Origin of the sequence: Undibacterium sp. Xuan67W (assembly GCF_049340165.1) — a bacterium.
Lineage (GTDB): Bacteria > Pseudomonadota > Gammaproteobacteria > Burkholderiales > Burkholderiaceae_D > Undibacterium.
The window spans coordinates 35,858-49,371 of the sequence record NZ_JBMPPN010000017.1; the positions used below are offsets into that span (position 1 = coordinate 35,858).

Annotated in this window: 9 protein-coding genes and 1 pseudogene; 4 read left to right on the plus strand and 6 right to left on the minus strand. The window is 50.2% G+C overall.

Translation table 11 applies throughout. The annotated features are described in order from the left end of the window. Window positions 1-184 precede the first annotated feature (184 nt). Both cphA and ACO0LE_RS14800 read left to right on the plus strand, forming a co-directional pair. Window positions 185-2,755: a cyanophycin synthetase gene (gene cphA / locus ACO0LE_RS14795; protein ID WP_422961124.1), complete on the plus strand. Its 2,571-nt coding sequence runs from the start codon at window positions 185-187 to the stop codon at window positions 2,753-2,755. A gap of 264 nt (window positions 2,756-3,019) precedes the next feature. After that, window positions 3,020-3,286, plus strand: a complete 267-nt coding sequence (locus ACO0LE_RS14800; protein WP_422961125.1) for a hypothetical protein — start codon at window positions 3,020-3,022, stop codon at window positions 3,284-3,286. A gap of 158 nt (window positions 3,287-3,444) precedes the next feature. On the opposite strand, the gene ACO0LE_RS14805 is transcribed toward ACO0LE_RS14800, so the two are convergent. The 3 genes from ACO0LE_RS14805 to ACO0LE_RS14815 form a co-directional block, all read right to left on the minus strand. Then, window positions 3,445-5,520: a M13 family metallopeptidase gene (locus ACO0LE_RS14805; protein ID WP_422961126.1), complete on the minus strand. Its 2,076-nt coding sequence runs from the start codon at window positions 5,518-5,520 to the stop codon at window positions 3,445-3,447. A gap of 69 nt (window positions 5,521-5,589) precedes the next feature. Then, window positions 5,590-7,674, minus strand: coding sequence for a CocE/NonD family hydrolase (locus tag ACO0LE_RS14810; RefSeq protein WP_422961127.1), 2,085 nt, complete (start codon window positions 7,672-7,674; stop codon window positions 5,590-5,592). A gap of 440 nt (window positions 7,675-8,114) precedes the next feature. Beyond that, a complete protein-coding gene (locus tag ACO0LE_RS14815; protein ID WP_422961128.1) occupies window positions 8,115-8,639 on the minus strand; it encodes an FKBP-type peptidyl-prolyl cis-trans isomerase in 525 nt (174 codons plus the stop codon). A gap of 162 nt (window positions 8,640-8,801) precedes the next feature. Between ACO0LE_RS14815 and pssA the strand changes: the two genes are divergently transcribed. After that, entirely contained in the window at window positions 8,802-10,163 is a 1,362-nt protein-coding gene (gene pssA, locus ACO0LE_RS14820; RefSeq protein ID WP_422961130.1) for a CDP-diacylglycerol--serine O-phosphatidyltransferase, read from the plus strand. Beyond that, complete coding sequence (locus ACO0LE_RS14825) at window positions 10,163-10,702, plus strand: sugar O-acetyltransferase (RefSeq protein WP_422961131.1); 540 nt, start codon at window positions 10,163-10,165, stop codon at window positions 10,700-10,702. Before pssA ends, ACO0LE_RS14825 begins: the two co-directional genes overlap by 1 nt. Window positions 10,703-11,057: 355 nt before the next feature. On the opposite strand, the pseudogene ACO0LE_RS14830 reads toward ACO0LE_RS14825, so the two are convergent. The 3 genes and pseudogenes from ACO0LE_RS14830 to ACO0LE_RS14840 form a co-directional block, all read right to left on the minus strand. Beyond that, a pseudogene (locus ACO0LE_RS14830) lies at window positions 11,058-12,337 on the minus strand (DEAD/DEAH box helicase). A gap of 160 nt (window positions 12,338-12,497) precedes the next feature. Next, window positions 12,498-13,139, minus strand: a complete 642-nt coding sequence (locus tag ACO0LE_RS14835; protein WP_422961132.1) for a CatA-like O-acetyltransferase — start codon at window positions 13,137-13,139, stop codon at window positions 12,498-12,500. A gap of 1 nt (window position 13,140) precedes the next feature. Then, window positions 13,141-13,365 carry a hypothetical protein gene (locus ACO0LE_RS14840; RefSeq protein ID WP_422961133.1) on the minus strand — a complete coding sequence of 75 codons (225 nt, stop codon included), beginning with the start codon at window positions 13,363-13,365 and terminating at the stop codon, window positions 13,141-13,143. Between the last annotated feature and the right edge of the window lie 149 nt (window positions 13,366-13,514).

Genomic DNA, 13,514 nt, shown 5'->3' on the forward strand with positions numbered 1-13,514 from the left:
ATCGAACAAACACGGAAGAAGCGACGGGCAAGATATAAACGAGATTCAGACGAACTCAGACAAGAAATAAAGGTAGTCAATCCGGCGATATCAACTAACGCAAATACTGCGTAGAGATAGCGGACAAAATTGATTGCCTGGCAAACAAACCATTGGCAAAGCCATCAAGATAGGATGAAGGTTTATGGAAGTATCACGCATACGAGCGCTACGCGGCCCCAATCTCTGGAGCCATCACACCGCTGTTGAAGCGATAGTCAGTTGTAGCAATGCAGAGCTCTCAGTAGGCGACATGAATGGATTCGAAGTACGCTTGCGTGCCCGCTTCCCGGAAATAAGCCCCCTGCAACCAACTGGTCATAAGGAACCTATTCCTATGGCGCATGTGCTGGAATTAGCGGCACTTGGTTTACAAGCACAAGCGGGCTGTCCGGTCACGTTCAGCCGCACCACGCAGACCTTGGAAGCAGGCACGTTCCAGGTGGTGGTGGAATATTCAGAAGAAGTCGTCGGTCGTCTGGCTCTCGAACTGGCAGAGAATTTAGTTCAGAGCGCCATCAGTGACACGGCATTTGATCTCGCTGCTGCGCTGTTTCAACTCAGGGAACTTGATGAAGACGTCAGGCTCGGACCTTCTACCGGCTCCATCGTGCAAGCGGCCGTAGACCGGAACATCCCTTATCGTCGACTCACCGAAGGCAGCTTGGTCATGTTTGGCTGGGGCAGTCGTCAGCGCAAGATTCAAGCCGCCGAAATGGACGGCACCAGCGCAATCGCCGAAGCCATTGCACAAGACAAAGAACTGACCAAAAAACTGCTAGACGCTGCGGGCGTGCCCGTACCGCTTGGCCGTACCGTTCTCGATATTGATGACGCATGGAAAGTCGCCTGCGAAATTGGCTTGCCTGTCGTAGTCAAACCAAAAGATGGCAATCAAGGTAAAGGTGTCACCGTCAATGTCACCACACGTGAACAGCTGGAAGCTGGCTATCACGCTGCGGCAGAATTCCGGGACGATATTCTGGTTGAGCGCTATTTACCCGGCAATGATTTCCGCCTGCTGGTCGTCGGTAACAAACTCATCGCCGCTGCTCGCCGCGATCCGCCACAAGTGGTCGGCGACGGTGTGCACTCCGTGCGCGAACTCGTAGAACAGGTCAACAAAGATCCGCGTCGCGGCACAGGTCATGCAACCTCGCTGACAAAAATCCGTTTTGATGACATCGCTCTGGCGAGTCTGGCAAAACAGGACCTCGTCGCTGATTCCATCCCGGCCAAAGGTCAGCGAGTCATTTTGCGTAATAACGCAAACCTCTCCACTGGCGGCGCTGCTACCGACGTCACAGATGATGTGCATCCGGAAGTCGCTGCCCGCGCGGTAGTTGCTGCACAAATGGTCGGCCTGGATATTTGTGGTGTTGATCTGGTTTGCGACAGCGTGCTCAAACCGATTGAAGACCAGAACGGTGGCATCGTTGAGGTCAACGCTGCGCCGGGACTGCGCATGCATCTCTCGCCATCTTTCGGCAAAGGCCGCGCGGTCGGCGAAGCTATTGTGTCGTCAATGTTTGAAGATGGCAATGACGGCCGCATTCCTATCGTTGCCGTCACCGGCACCAATGGCAAAACTACGACCGTGCGCCTGATCGCACATCTGCTGACTGCCAGCGGATTACGTACTGGCATGACCAATACCGACGGCGTGTATATTGAAGGCCGCCGTATCGACAGCGGTGATTGCAGCGGCCCTCGCAGTGCCCGCAATGTTCTTCTGCATCCTGACGTTGACGCAGCAGTGTTTGAGACTGCACGCGGCGGTGTCTTGCGCGAAGGTCTGGCATTCGACCGCTGTCAGGTCGCTGTGATTACCAATATTGGCTCAGGTGACCACCTTGGATTGAATTACATCACCACCGTAGAAGATCTGGCAGTTCTGAAACGCGTCATCGTACAAAACGTTGCCGATAATGGCGTTGCCGTATTGAACGCAGCGGACCCTATCGTGGCAGGCATGGTCAATAACTGTCATGGCTCAGTCACCTTCTTCGCAGCCGATGGGCAGCACCCCATTGTCGCAACACATCGCGCCCAAGGTCACCGTGTGGTCTATGTGGAAGGCACTAATATAGTTGCAGTCGAAGGTAAAAAACGTCACGAAATCCCGCTCGCCAATATTCCGATTACGCGCAATGGCAGCATCGGCTTTCAGGTTGAAAACGTCATGGCTTCAGTCGCTGCAGCCTGGGGAGTGAACATTGCTTGGGACGCGATTCACGCAGGACTACAAACTTTTGCGAATGAAAGCGATAATGCACCTGGCCGCTTCAATTTATTCAATTATCGTGGTGCGACGCTGATTGCCGATTACGGCCATAATCCTGATGCGATTTTGGCCTTGGTTCGCGCGGTAGAAAGCATGCCTGCTAAACGTCGCTCAGTAGTGATCAGCGGCGCCGGCGACCGTCGGGATCAGGACATCCGTCAACAGACAGAAATCCTCGGCGATGCATTTGACGACGTGGTGCTGTATCAGGATCAATGCCAGCGCGGTCGTGCCGATGGCGAAGTCGTCGCCTTGCTGCGCGCAGGTTTAGCAAACGCCAACCGCACCAAAATCATCGACGAAATTAATGGTGAATTTTTAGCGATTGATACGGCAATGGCACGTCTGGGCGAAGGCGACTTATGCCTGATTCTGATCGATCAGGTAGAAGAGGCTCTGGCACATATTGCTAAGCGTATTGCGGAAGCTTAGTACCCTATCTTTAAGTATCCGTTATACCGCAGCTCATATCGCGACTTCTAATAAATCCTTGACCCGCACTCGCCACATCACAAAGCGTCGAATCGGGAATTATTAGAAGTCCGGATTATAATCCGCAAGCAATATGCGCCTCTCAGGCCATTTTCGTGCCACAAGGCGCATGCTGCTTGCGGATCAGCATTTAAATACACAGATTCTGACGCGCTAAACACATCAGAATTGCTGTCGCAATAAAAATAACTAACAGGAATTCTCATGAGCAATCCCAACCTGCATGATTGCAAAAACCAAGCCATTGCAATCGGCGACATCGTACGCATCGTCAGTCTGAGCCAGGATTTTATTAACAACTTTCCAGCCGATGAGCGCATCTTGTTTGAATCAATGATCGGCAATTTTTTTAAAATCGTCGACGTAGATGAATACGGTCAGGCATGTGTTGTACGCGAATGGCACGATGAAAAAGGATTACCGCAAACACATGTGATTGCACTGGATCCTGAAGAGATGGAAAAGATGTGATTGTTGGGTGGTTTGGTCTACGTAACACTAAATTGCGATCACCAAACACTTAAACGCTTAATCACCACTCAACTTCGATAGACCAATCTCCAACTCAACAGCCTACGCCAGTCCGCTCAAAGGAACTGGCGTATCAGTGTTTTACCTATAAAAATCAATTACCAGATCGTTACGCGTTTGGCTTCTGGACGTAATGGTGACTTACTCGCGCTGCAGGAAAAAGCGTCGGCGAATTCGGGCATATTGGCAATCGGTCCGATTACGCGGTATTTTTCCGGCGAGTGAGGGTTGGTCGCGATTTGTAAACGTAAGCTCTGATCGCGCATCTTGCCGCGGAAACTTTGGGCATTCGCGACAAAATAGCGTTGTTCCGGTGTCAGGCCATCAATTTCTGCTGCCTGCGGTTTGACTTTCAGCGCATTGCGTAATGCTTGCAACGCGATCTTATCGCCGCCCAGATCGGCAATATTTTCACCGGCGGTGAGCTTGCCGTTGATATGCAGTTTGTCGATAGGATTAAATTCATCGAATTGTTTTTCAATGCCGACGACACGCTTCAGAAAAGCCTTTTCATCAGCCTTGGTCCACCAGCTTTTTAAATTACCATCTGCATCGTATTGACGGCCTTCATCATCAAACGCATGGGTCAGCTCATGCCCGATCGTCGCACCGGTATTGCCGTAATTCGCTGCCAGATCTGCTTTGACATGGTAGAGAGGCGGTTGCAAGATGCCTGCCGGAAAAACCATTTCATTCATGGTTGGGTTGTAATACGCGTTCACCGTTTGCGGTGTCATGCCCCACTCATTGCGGTCAATCGGCTTACCTAATTTAGCGAGATTGCGTTTAAATTCAAACTCGGCAGCTCGCATGTTATTGCCTGCGTAAGACGTAGCGTCGACTTTCAACTGGCTGTAATCGCGCCACTGATCGGGGTAACCAATTTTGACGACGATCGTATCGAGCTTGCGGTAAGCCTGCTTCTTGGTCTCTGGCGACATCCATTCAAGCTTGCTGATACTGTCACGCATTGCCAGCTTGATGTTCTCGACCATTTCCAGCACGCCTGCCTTCGCTTCGGGGCCGAAGAACTGTGCCACGTATAACTCGCCTAAGGCTTCGCCGACATTCGCATCCAAAGTGCTCAGGACACGTTTCCAGCGCGGTTGCAACTCTTTGGTTCCTGCCAGCGTACGGCCATAGAAATCAAAATTTGCGTTCACAAATGAGGAGGACAAGTCTTTAGAGCGGGCGTTCACCAGTTGCCAGCGCAGATAGGTTTTCCATTGCGGTAGTGGCAGCGCATTTAACATCTGGCCTGCTTCGGCGATGAACTTGGGTTGACCGACATTGAATTCAGCTGGCTCGGTGAGACCGATGTCTTTGAAATAGTTGGTCCATTGAGTGCTGGCATCAATTTTGGCTAGGCCAGATAAGGTCAGCAAATGGTAAGACGCTTGCGGGTCGCGCAGAGCGACTTTGGTCATTGAGGCTTTTGCGAGTCGCGTTTCGAGTGCCAAAACCGCAGCGGCGTTTTGTTTCGCGACCTCGGCGCTATCGCCAAGCAACGTGAACGTATGCTCTACATGCTTCTGATACTGTTTGCGTATCTCCAGCGTTTTGGCATCTGTCTTTAAATAATAATCACGATCTGGCAAACCCAGACCACCCTGAACAATTTGCGGGATATAGCGTTTAGTGTTTTTGGCATCCTGATCGACATAAAAATTAAACAGTGATCCGACACCGATCTGATGGTGCTTGGCGATGACCGCCAGTAATTGAGTACGGTCTGAAATGGCATCAATCTGCGCTAGTTCGGCGGCCAGAGGTTTTGCACCTTCGGCTTCGATCCGTGCTTCGTCCATGCCGCTCTGATAATAAGCACCGACCAGTTGCGTCACTGGATTTTTTACCTTGCTATCGAGATTTGCAGATGCCGCTGTTTCTGCTAGTGCCTTCAACGCTAGCAGATTGCGTTCGGTTACTTCGTCATACGCGGTATAACGCGCGCGGTCTGAAGGGATCGCATTATTCGCCAGCCAGGTACCGTTCGAATACTCAAAAAAATTAGTGCAAGGATCCATCTTTTTATCCATGGTCTGCGCTTCCAATACCAAGCTATTGGTCGCAGCAGTCTGAGCATGCGCACCGGACATCGCGGATACGCACAAGGACACGGCTAACACACTACGACGTAGTTGCAGCGTCAGGAATTGAGCATTGTGGTGCATGATTTTTTTCACAGTATGGGTCTCTCTGATTTTTTAAAATAGGATCTCTGCTATAGCACAATCTCGTTACTACTTCGTTCCCGGTAACACCTGCACGGCGATCCCGGAAAACTGTCCGGGTGCATGATATACCCGCTGTGTCGCCTTTTGAAAATCTTCAGGTTTTGCTTCTGGAATTTCCATAAATTTTTGTGGGTTTAAATCGACCAAAGGAAACCAGGAGCTTTGTATCTGCACCATGATGCGGTGTCCGCGACGGAAGGTATGATTGATATCCGGCATTGTGTAGTTCAGGCTCTCAACTTGTCCTGGGACAAAGGGCACCGGCTTCTCAAAACTTTGGCGGAATTTGCCACGCATCGGCTCACCACGCACCAGTTGCTGATAACCCGCCATGGTCACGGATGGTGGCGGCACGTCATTAGCACGGTTCCTTGGCGCTGCAGCCGATGGATACTCATTCGGATAAACATCAATCAGCTTCACTACCCAGTCCGCATCCGTACCCGTGGTTGAGACAAAGAGTCGGGGTGAAATCTCACCAAGCACCGTGACATCTTCTTCAAGCGGTTCGGTTTTATATACCAGCACATCGGGACGCGTCGAGGCAAAACGCTGGTCAGCGACCGGATACTCTTGTGGCACGCCAATGGTCGTGTAGCCGACGAAAGGAACCGGTTTTTTTGGATCACTGACATATTCGTCAAATTGGGAAGCTACATCGCCACCATCCACCTTCGGCTGAGTCCAGGATAAGCGGCCGTTTGCGCCAAGATACAGCATGCGTGCCTGTGCCTGTTGTGGCGGCCAGCTTGTATAGCTGCGCCAGACGTTGGTACCGGTTTCAAATACCTGCGCTTCTGGAATCGTTTTACCGGAGACGCCTTTCAGATGTTGTTCAAAGAAAGGGAAGACAATATTCTTACGATAGTAATCCCCTGTTTTGACATCAAAATTCACGTTGCCCAGACTTTTGCCATCGGCGCGCCCCCAACCACCATGCGCCCAGGGGCCCATAACGATGCCGTTAAAAATGTCTTTATTATTTTTCTTGATGCTGCGATAAGTCGTCAGTGGTCCTTGCGGATCTTCGGCGTCATACCAGCCGCCTACTGTCAAAATAGCTGCATGAATATTTTTGAGGTGAGGAGCGATATTCAGTGGCTTCCAAAAATCATCATAGGTCGTATGCAAGATCGTTGGCATTAACAATTCGCGCTGTTTGTCGCTGAGCTGACTCGTGATATTTTTTAAAGTCAAATGCGATAAAAAGTAGTCATAGCCATTTTCAGTTCCATACTCGAATTGCTCCCAGCGCTTGGGCAGATTTGTCGGATTTTGTTCATTCGTAAAACTCGCGTAGAAGCCAAAATTCGCTGCCAGCATAAAGGCACCACCATGGTACGAATCATCGCCCATAAACAAATCCGTTACAGGTGCCTGCGGCGATGCAGCCTTGATGGCAGGATGTGAATCAATCACACTGGCCGACGTATAGAAACCCGGATAAGAGATGCCCCAGATGCCGACCTTGCCATTATTGCCCGGGATATTTTTTAGCAGCCACTCGACCGTGTCATGCATATCCTGGCTCTCAACACCCTCACCCGCTGCGCGTGCTGCTTTTTGATGCGGCGTCATCTCTTGCCACTTCCCCTCTGACATATAACGCCCGCGCACATCCTGATTCACAAAAATATAACCGCTCGTCTCGAAGTCTTTAGATGGCCCTAATGAGGTCGGGTGAAAATCAACACCGTAATGCAATTCCCCCTGATCGTGCACACCCGCGCTATACGGCGTGCGATTCATCAGAAAGGGATACGATTTGCTGGCGTCTTTAGGAACATAAACGACCGTGAACAACTTCACGCCATCGCGCATCGGGATGCGATATTCGTACTTGGTGTAATTTTCGCGAAAACTGGGTTTGGCCGCATCGGCATCGGCCTTATCCACCTCTTGAACTTTGAGTCTGTCGGCAAAAGCAGAGACTGGCAGCATGCCGAAGAACAGCGGGAAGGCAAAGCAAATAGCTTTCAACAAGGGGCGCAAAGCTGACATAAACACTTTCAATACGATGAATAAATTCAGGGGCAGGATATGGTCTGCCACTACGGGACGGTTAGCCTGCTTGCTTTTTTTGAACAACATTGTTTTTTGAGGCCAGCGCTTTGACAGTTAATTTTGCAAAAAGTGCCTGCGCCTTCATTTTTATTTCCGGTTCAGGTTTCTTCTTTTAAATGCGAAAAAACTGAATCCGTGGATTATCAATAAAAGAGAACGTCTAAAAACCTCCAAATTGAAAAATCGCATCGATAGAACTGACGTAAAAAACCTTGGCCTCTCAACACAGAAACACAAAAATATAGAGATACATAGAAAAGCCAGGACTAGAAGAGCATGTAGCTCCATAAAATATCCGTGAAAGGGCTTTTATCAGCCCACAACATAGAATCCGCAGGCCAGATGCGCCTGCTGGCACGAAATGCCTCTGAAAGCCGCATCCAGCCTGCGGATCGTAACGAATCAACGAATATCAGTCCACTACTCTGTATTTTATGCCCGATGTTGTTAGCCTCAGACCGTCCTGATTACTTCACGCTCAATAACTCAATATCAAAAATCAATGCCGCATTCGGCGGAATAGAGCCAGAGCCCGTTGTGCTGTAGCCTAGATAACTGGGGATGATCAGGGTACGTTTACCGCCGACTTTCATTCCCATAACGCCCATGTCCCAGCCCTTGATGACCTGGCGCGCGCCCAGCTGAAAAGGAAATACTTGTCCGGCGTCACGTGAGCTGTCAAATTTGCTGCCGCGCAAGCTGGGAGATTTCGGCTTATACAGCCAGCCAGTGTAATGGACCTCAACCAGCGAACCGTACACCGCTTCAGCACCACTGCCAATCTGGCTGTCGTGCTTGATCAATGCCGTTACCTGCTCCGGTGCGTCAGGCACAATGACCGGGCCATCGGTGGTGTTGGTCGAGTTGGTCGCATTGGTAGCGTTAGGTAGTGCATTGCGGAACTGTGCATGAGCGCTGCTACTTATTACGCTTGATAGAGAGGCGGCTAGCAGGGCGAGTGCGATACCCGCTTTATTCAGACTACACTTCATGTGCTTTACCTTGTCATTAGAATGAAAATTACGATAGGCTAAATCATAATCCAAGATTATCCGGGATTTTCCATGGATGTGGCAAATTAGCAAGAAGTTGAAATCATTCTGACAAACTCCGGTGTTACCATGATGCCTTCCCTATTTTGCGTTTAACTTTACATGGCCTTGTTCAATTCACGTGAATCGCTGGATCAATTACCGCTGATACCATTGAGAGCAAGTTCGGTCACTACCTTGCATAGCGCGGCGGCGTATAGAGCGGAACTTCTTCAGCAGATTGCAGGAGCCAGACATCGCATTTATCTGTGTAGTCTTTATCTCCAGCATGATGAAGCCGGTGCAGAAATTCTGGCAGCATTGCATGCAGCAAAAGCCCTGCGTCCGGCGCTGGATATCCGCGTGCTGGTTGATTGGCACAGAGCGCAACGCGGCTTAATCGGCGAGGCAAGACCAGCGAATAAACAAGCAGGCAATGCGGGCTGGTATCAGGATCAAGCCTTGCTTCACTCCACCGACGTCCCGATCTACGGCGTTCCGGTGCAAACGCGCGAGCTGTTCGGCGTCCTGCATCTCAAGGGTTTTGTGATTGACGATGTCGTGATCTATAGCGGCGCGAGTTTGAATAATGTGTATCTGCATAAACAGGATAAATACCGCCATGACCGCTATCTGCTAATCCAGAATAAAATTCTCGCCGATAGCATGGTGCAGTTCATACGCGAGCATATTCTGGCCGCAGCGGCGGTACATAAGTTAGATACGCCGCAGATCCCCTTAACCCGCAGCATCCGGCGCGAAATTCACGAATTCAGGGAGCAACTGAAGCGCTCCCGCTACTTCGTACCTTACGCGCCCTCAAGCACATCCGCACTACCGCAATTGACGGTAACGCCGCTGGTCGGAGTCGGAAAAAATAATCCTTTAAACCGGGTCATCTGTCAGTTGCTGGCAGCTAGCCGGGAACAGATCACGATTTGTACGCCCTACTTCAATTTCCCTCTCGCCGTAACCCGTGAGATCAACCGTGCGCTAAAACGCGGCGTCAACATCGACATCATCGTCGGGGATAAAACGGCGAACGATTTTTATATCCCGCCAGAGCAAAGCTTTAAAGTAATAGGTGCACTTCCCTATTTGTACGAAACCAATTTACGACGTTTTGCCAAGTCACATCAAGCCGAGTTAGGCCAACAATTACATCTGCATTTATGGAAAGACGGTGACAATACGTATCATCTGAAGGGATTGTGGATTGACCAAGACGTCATGCTGGTAACGGGGAACAACCTGAATCCCCGCGCCTTCCGGCTCGATCTGGAAAATGCCTTATTGATAAGAGACCCAGGGCAAGAATTAGCCGCGCAAAGACAAGACGAATTGCGCAGTATTTTTCAACATACCAAGGCGATCGCTCATTACAGTGAGATAGAAAAAACGGTGGATTACCCTCCCGCCGTCAAGCGTCTGCTCGGCCGTCTGAGCCGGACCAGGATGGATAGACTGGCCTACCGCGTGCTGTGATGACAAAGATCTTAGAACCATTCAACCCGCGACTACCATCGCATCTATCGGCGCGTAAACAGGCGAAACAGCTTTGCAGACAAATCAATGCCATTCCGGTGCAACAAATGAAGCAGCGACAACCCTTGTTTCAACAGTTATTTGGAGTAGTGTCGTCAGCCTTTATCGAACCGGATTTTTATTGTGATTACGGGAAAAATATCTTCCTCGGCGAGGATTTTTTTGCGAATCATCATTGTGTCATGCTGGACGCCGCCGCGATTCATATCGGCGCCCGCGTATTGCTCGGGCCTGCGGTGCATTTGTATACCACCACACACCCCGTTAATGCCGCGGAACGTGCCGCTGGATTGCAATTAGTCGCCTCGATTCATCTGGGAGACGATTGCTGGATAGGCGGCAATAGCGTCATCATGCCGGGAGTCAGTATCGGCGCACGCTCAGTTATCGGCGCTGGCAGCGTCGTTACTCAGGATGTACCGCCTGATGTCGTTGCAGCGGGTAATCCATGCCGGGTTATCCGTTCACTGCAGCAATGACGGTTCTGATTGAAGTCAGAATTACCACGATATAACTGCAATGAGGTAGCTACGACGACCTAATGCGTTCAAACGGGATTATCCAAGACCTCCCTAAACTGATTCCGCAATGCTGGTGCGACTTACAGGCCGAAATCAGTCTGCAAGCCGCACCAGTATTGCGGAAAGCATATTGGGGACTTCTAAAAAAAATCTAAATTGAAGATCACATCAATAGGACACTGACGCAAAAACAAATCCTCTCGACACAGAGCCATAGAGAAAAGGCAGGAGTAGCCGGTGTAAGCGGCTCCAGAAAATATGGATGAAAAGAGTTTTTAGAAGATCCCTGTTGAAATGCTTTTCCGAGGGTGAATTACTCAGATTTAGCGGCGAGAGCGCGCAACTTATCTTTCTTGCTCGGACGTTTTCCCTTGATACCTCCATTCGGATCACTGGCAGCAGCAACGGCAGTGGCATCAGATGCTTCCAGATTAGATGCAGCGCCATCAAGTGTGGGCTCAAAACCAGGAATATGTTCGCGTGCTACTTTGATTTTATGTCGTTGCTCTATCAAGCGAAAATGCGCTTCATTCGCACTGTCGGCGCAGACAAAACTGATTGCAAGGCCCGACTCTCCTGCCCTGCCGGTACGTCCGATACGGTGTGTGTAATCCTCACTGGAGCGCGGCAAATCATAGTCACCACCACCGGAAGCTGACTGACATCGATACCGCGCGCCGCTACGTCGGTCGCAATCACCACCTTGAGCCGGGATGCTTTGAAATCGCTGAGCACCTGGCTACGCTTACCCTGACTTTGCTCGCCATGAAAGGCTTCGGCATTGATGTCAGCACGACGCAGTTTGGTCGAAATCAGATCAGCCGCATATTTGGTCGCGACAAAGACCAGCACACGCGGCCATTTTTCGCTGGTAATCAGGTGCCGCAATAACTGTGTACGCTGTTTGGCATCAACCACAATTGCGCGCTGCTGAATGTCGGGCGCAGTATCCGCTGTAGTTGCGATCTCAATCTGAACAGGATCGTGCAGCATACTCGTTGCCAGCAGCGTAACCTGTGGAGAAAAAGTCGCAGAGAAAAACAAATTTTGCCTTTGTATAGGCAATAATTTCACTACCTGACTCAACTCGTCCGCGAAGCCTAATTCGAGTAGACGATCAGCTTCATCCAAGACCAGCGTGCGCACCGCAGAAAGTTGCAGCGCATTATGCGACACCAGATCAAGCAAACGCCCTGGCGTGGCAATCACGATATCGGCACCTCCGCGTAAATGCATCATCTGCGGATTAATCGATATACCGCCGAACAGTACTGCGAGTTTGACGGGCTGTGGCAGATGTTGCGCCAAGATGCGCAAAGTCTCACCGACCTGGGTTGCCAGTTCGCGGGTAGGCACCAAAATCAATGTCTGGACGGCTCTGGTCTCACCACGTGGCTTGTGTACCAAGGTTTGCAACAAAGGCAGGCAAAAAGCTGCGGTCTTGCCAGATCCTGTCTGAGCCGACGCAAGCACATCGCGTCCCGCTAAAATGGCAGGAATCGCGGTTGTCTGAACAGGCGTGGGCTCGCGATAAGCGCGCTCCTGCGCTGCATTGACCAGTGCGGCAGATAAACCAAGTGAAGAAAATGACATAACAAGAGTACCCAAAAGAAGTAAGGCAACACAGCGTACTGTGATTGACCAAAGTGAGAGCGAACTCAGAGTGTATTTCCATCGCAGCCCCATCAATAGTCGATGTCAGCGGCGATGCTAGTGGCCAGGACGGGCAAGAATTGGCTAGATTCGGCCACATTCAGTATTCTGGCGGCTGCTCCATCAAAGATTCGAGTTTTTGCAAAAACAAATGAACATGGTATGCATCAACTAAAGCATGATTAGCAAAAACAGCGACTGGCATCATAAGTTTACCGTCTTGTTCAAGATATTTTCCGACTGATATTTTGGGCACACTGTCTTTTTCCTTAAACTGCCTGGCGTGTGTAAGCCCAGTAAAACTGATCCAGGGAATTGCGGAAAAATGGATGACGTCATTGCGGGCCATTTCTGCATTAAAACCTAAGCCGCTAGTTTGCCGGGCACGGGTCATTGCCACCTCGGCACCCGAAACAAATGCTGAAAACGTGGGCTCAAACGGAAAATCACAAAAAGCGAAGCTATGATCATCGCGCTGTATCGTTGCAGATGCATTGATCCTAGCGTAATCGACGACATTCCCGTCTTCGATCCGGTATCGCAAGGCATCGGTTTGATTGACAACTTTTACTATCTGGTACAAATAAAACAGGAAGAATGATAACTTCTGCTCTTTGCAATATTGCCGTGCCCAAGTGCAATCCACATGGGCGACGATACCGTGAAAAGGTTCTTCAAATTGCGAAAAATAAGCAAAGTGCTCGCGCCGGTTCCAGGTAGCGAGATCCAGAACAGTCTTCATACTATTTACGATAAATTTCCGGACGTGACTTATTCCTTTGTTCGAAGACTATTTTCGCGTCCTGCACTGCACGCTCCTGAGTACGCATCTCCGGGTGGTCATCGTGCAAGCTAAAATAGTCTGCGGCCTGAGCGCGCATCACATACTTTATCGCTGCCTGGTCGCTAAGATCATACATCTCGGTCATTAAGGTGGTAACTTCATCTAAATATTCTTCATAGGTCATGCTGGTTCCTTAGTCTGTTGGTGGGAGAAGGGCCTGACTTCGCTCTCTATCCTGTTTGTCGCTTATACACGGTGTTAAACACATTGAGCCTATAAAGGCTACAAATCGTTCGTGGTATTCATACTGCGTTACCGGCCACTGTGTAGCCT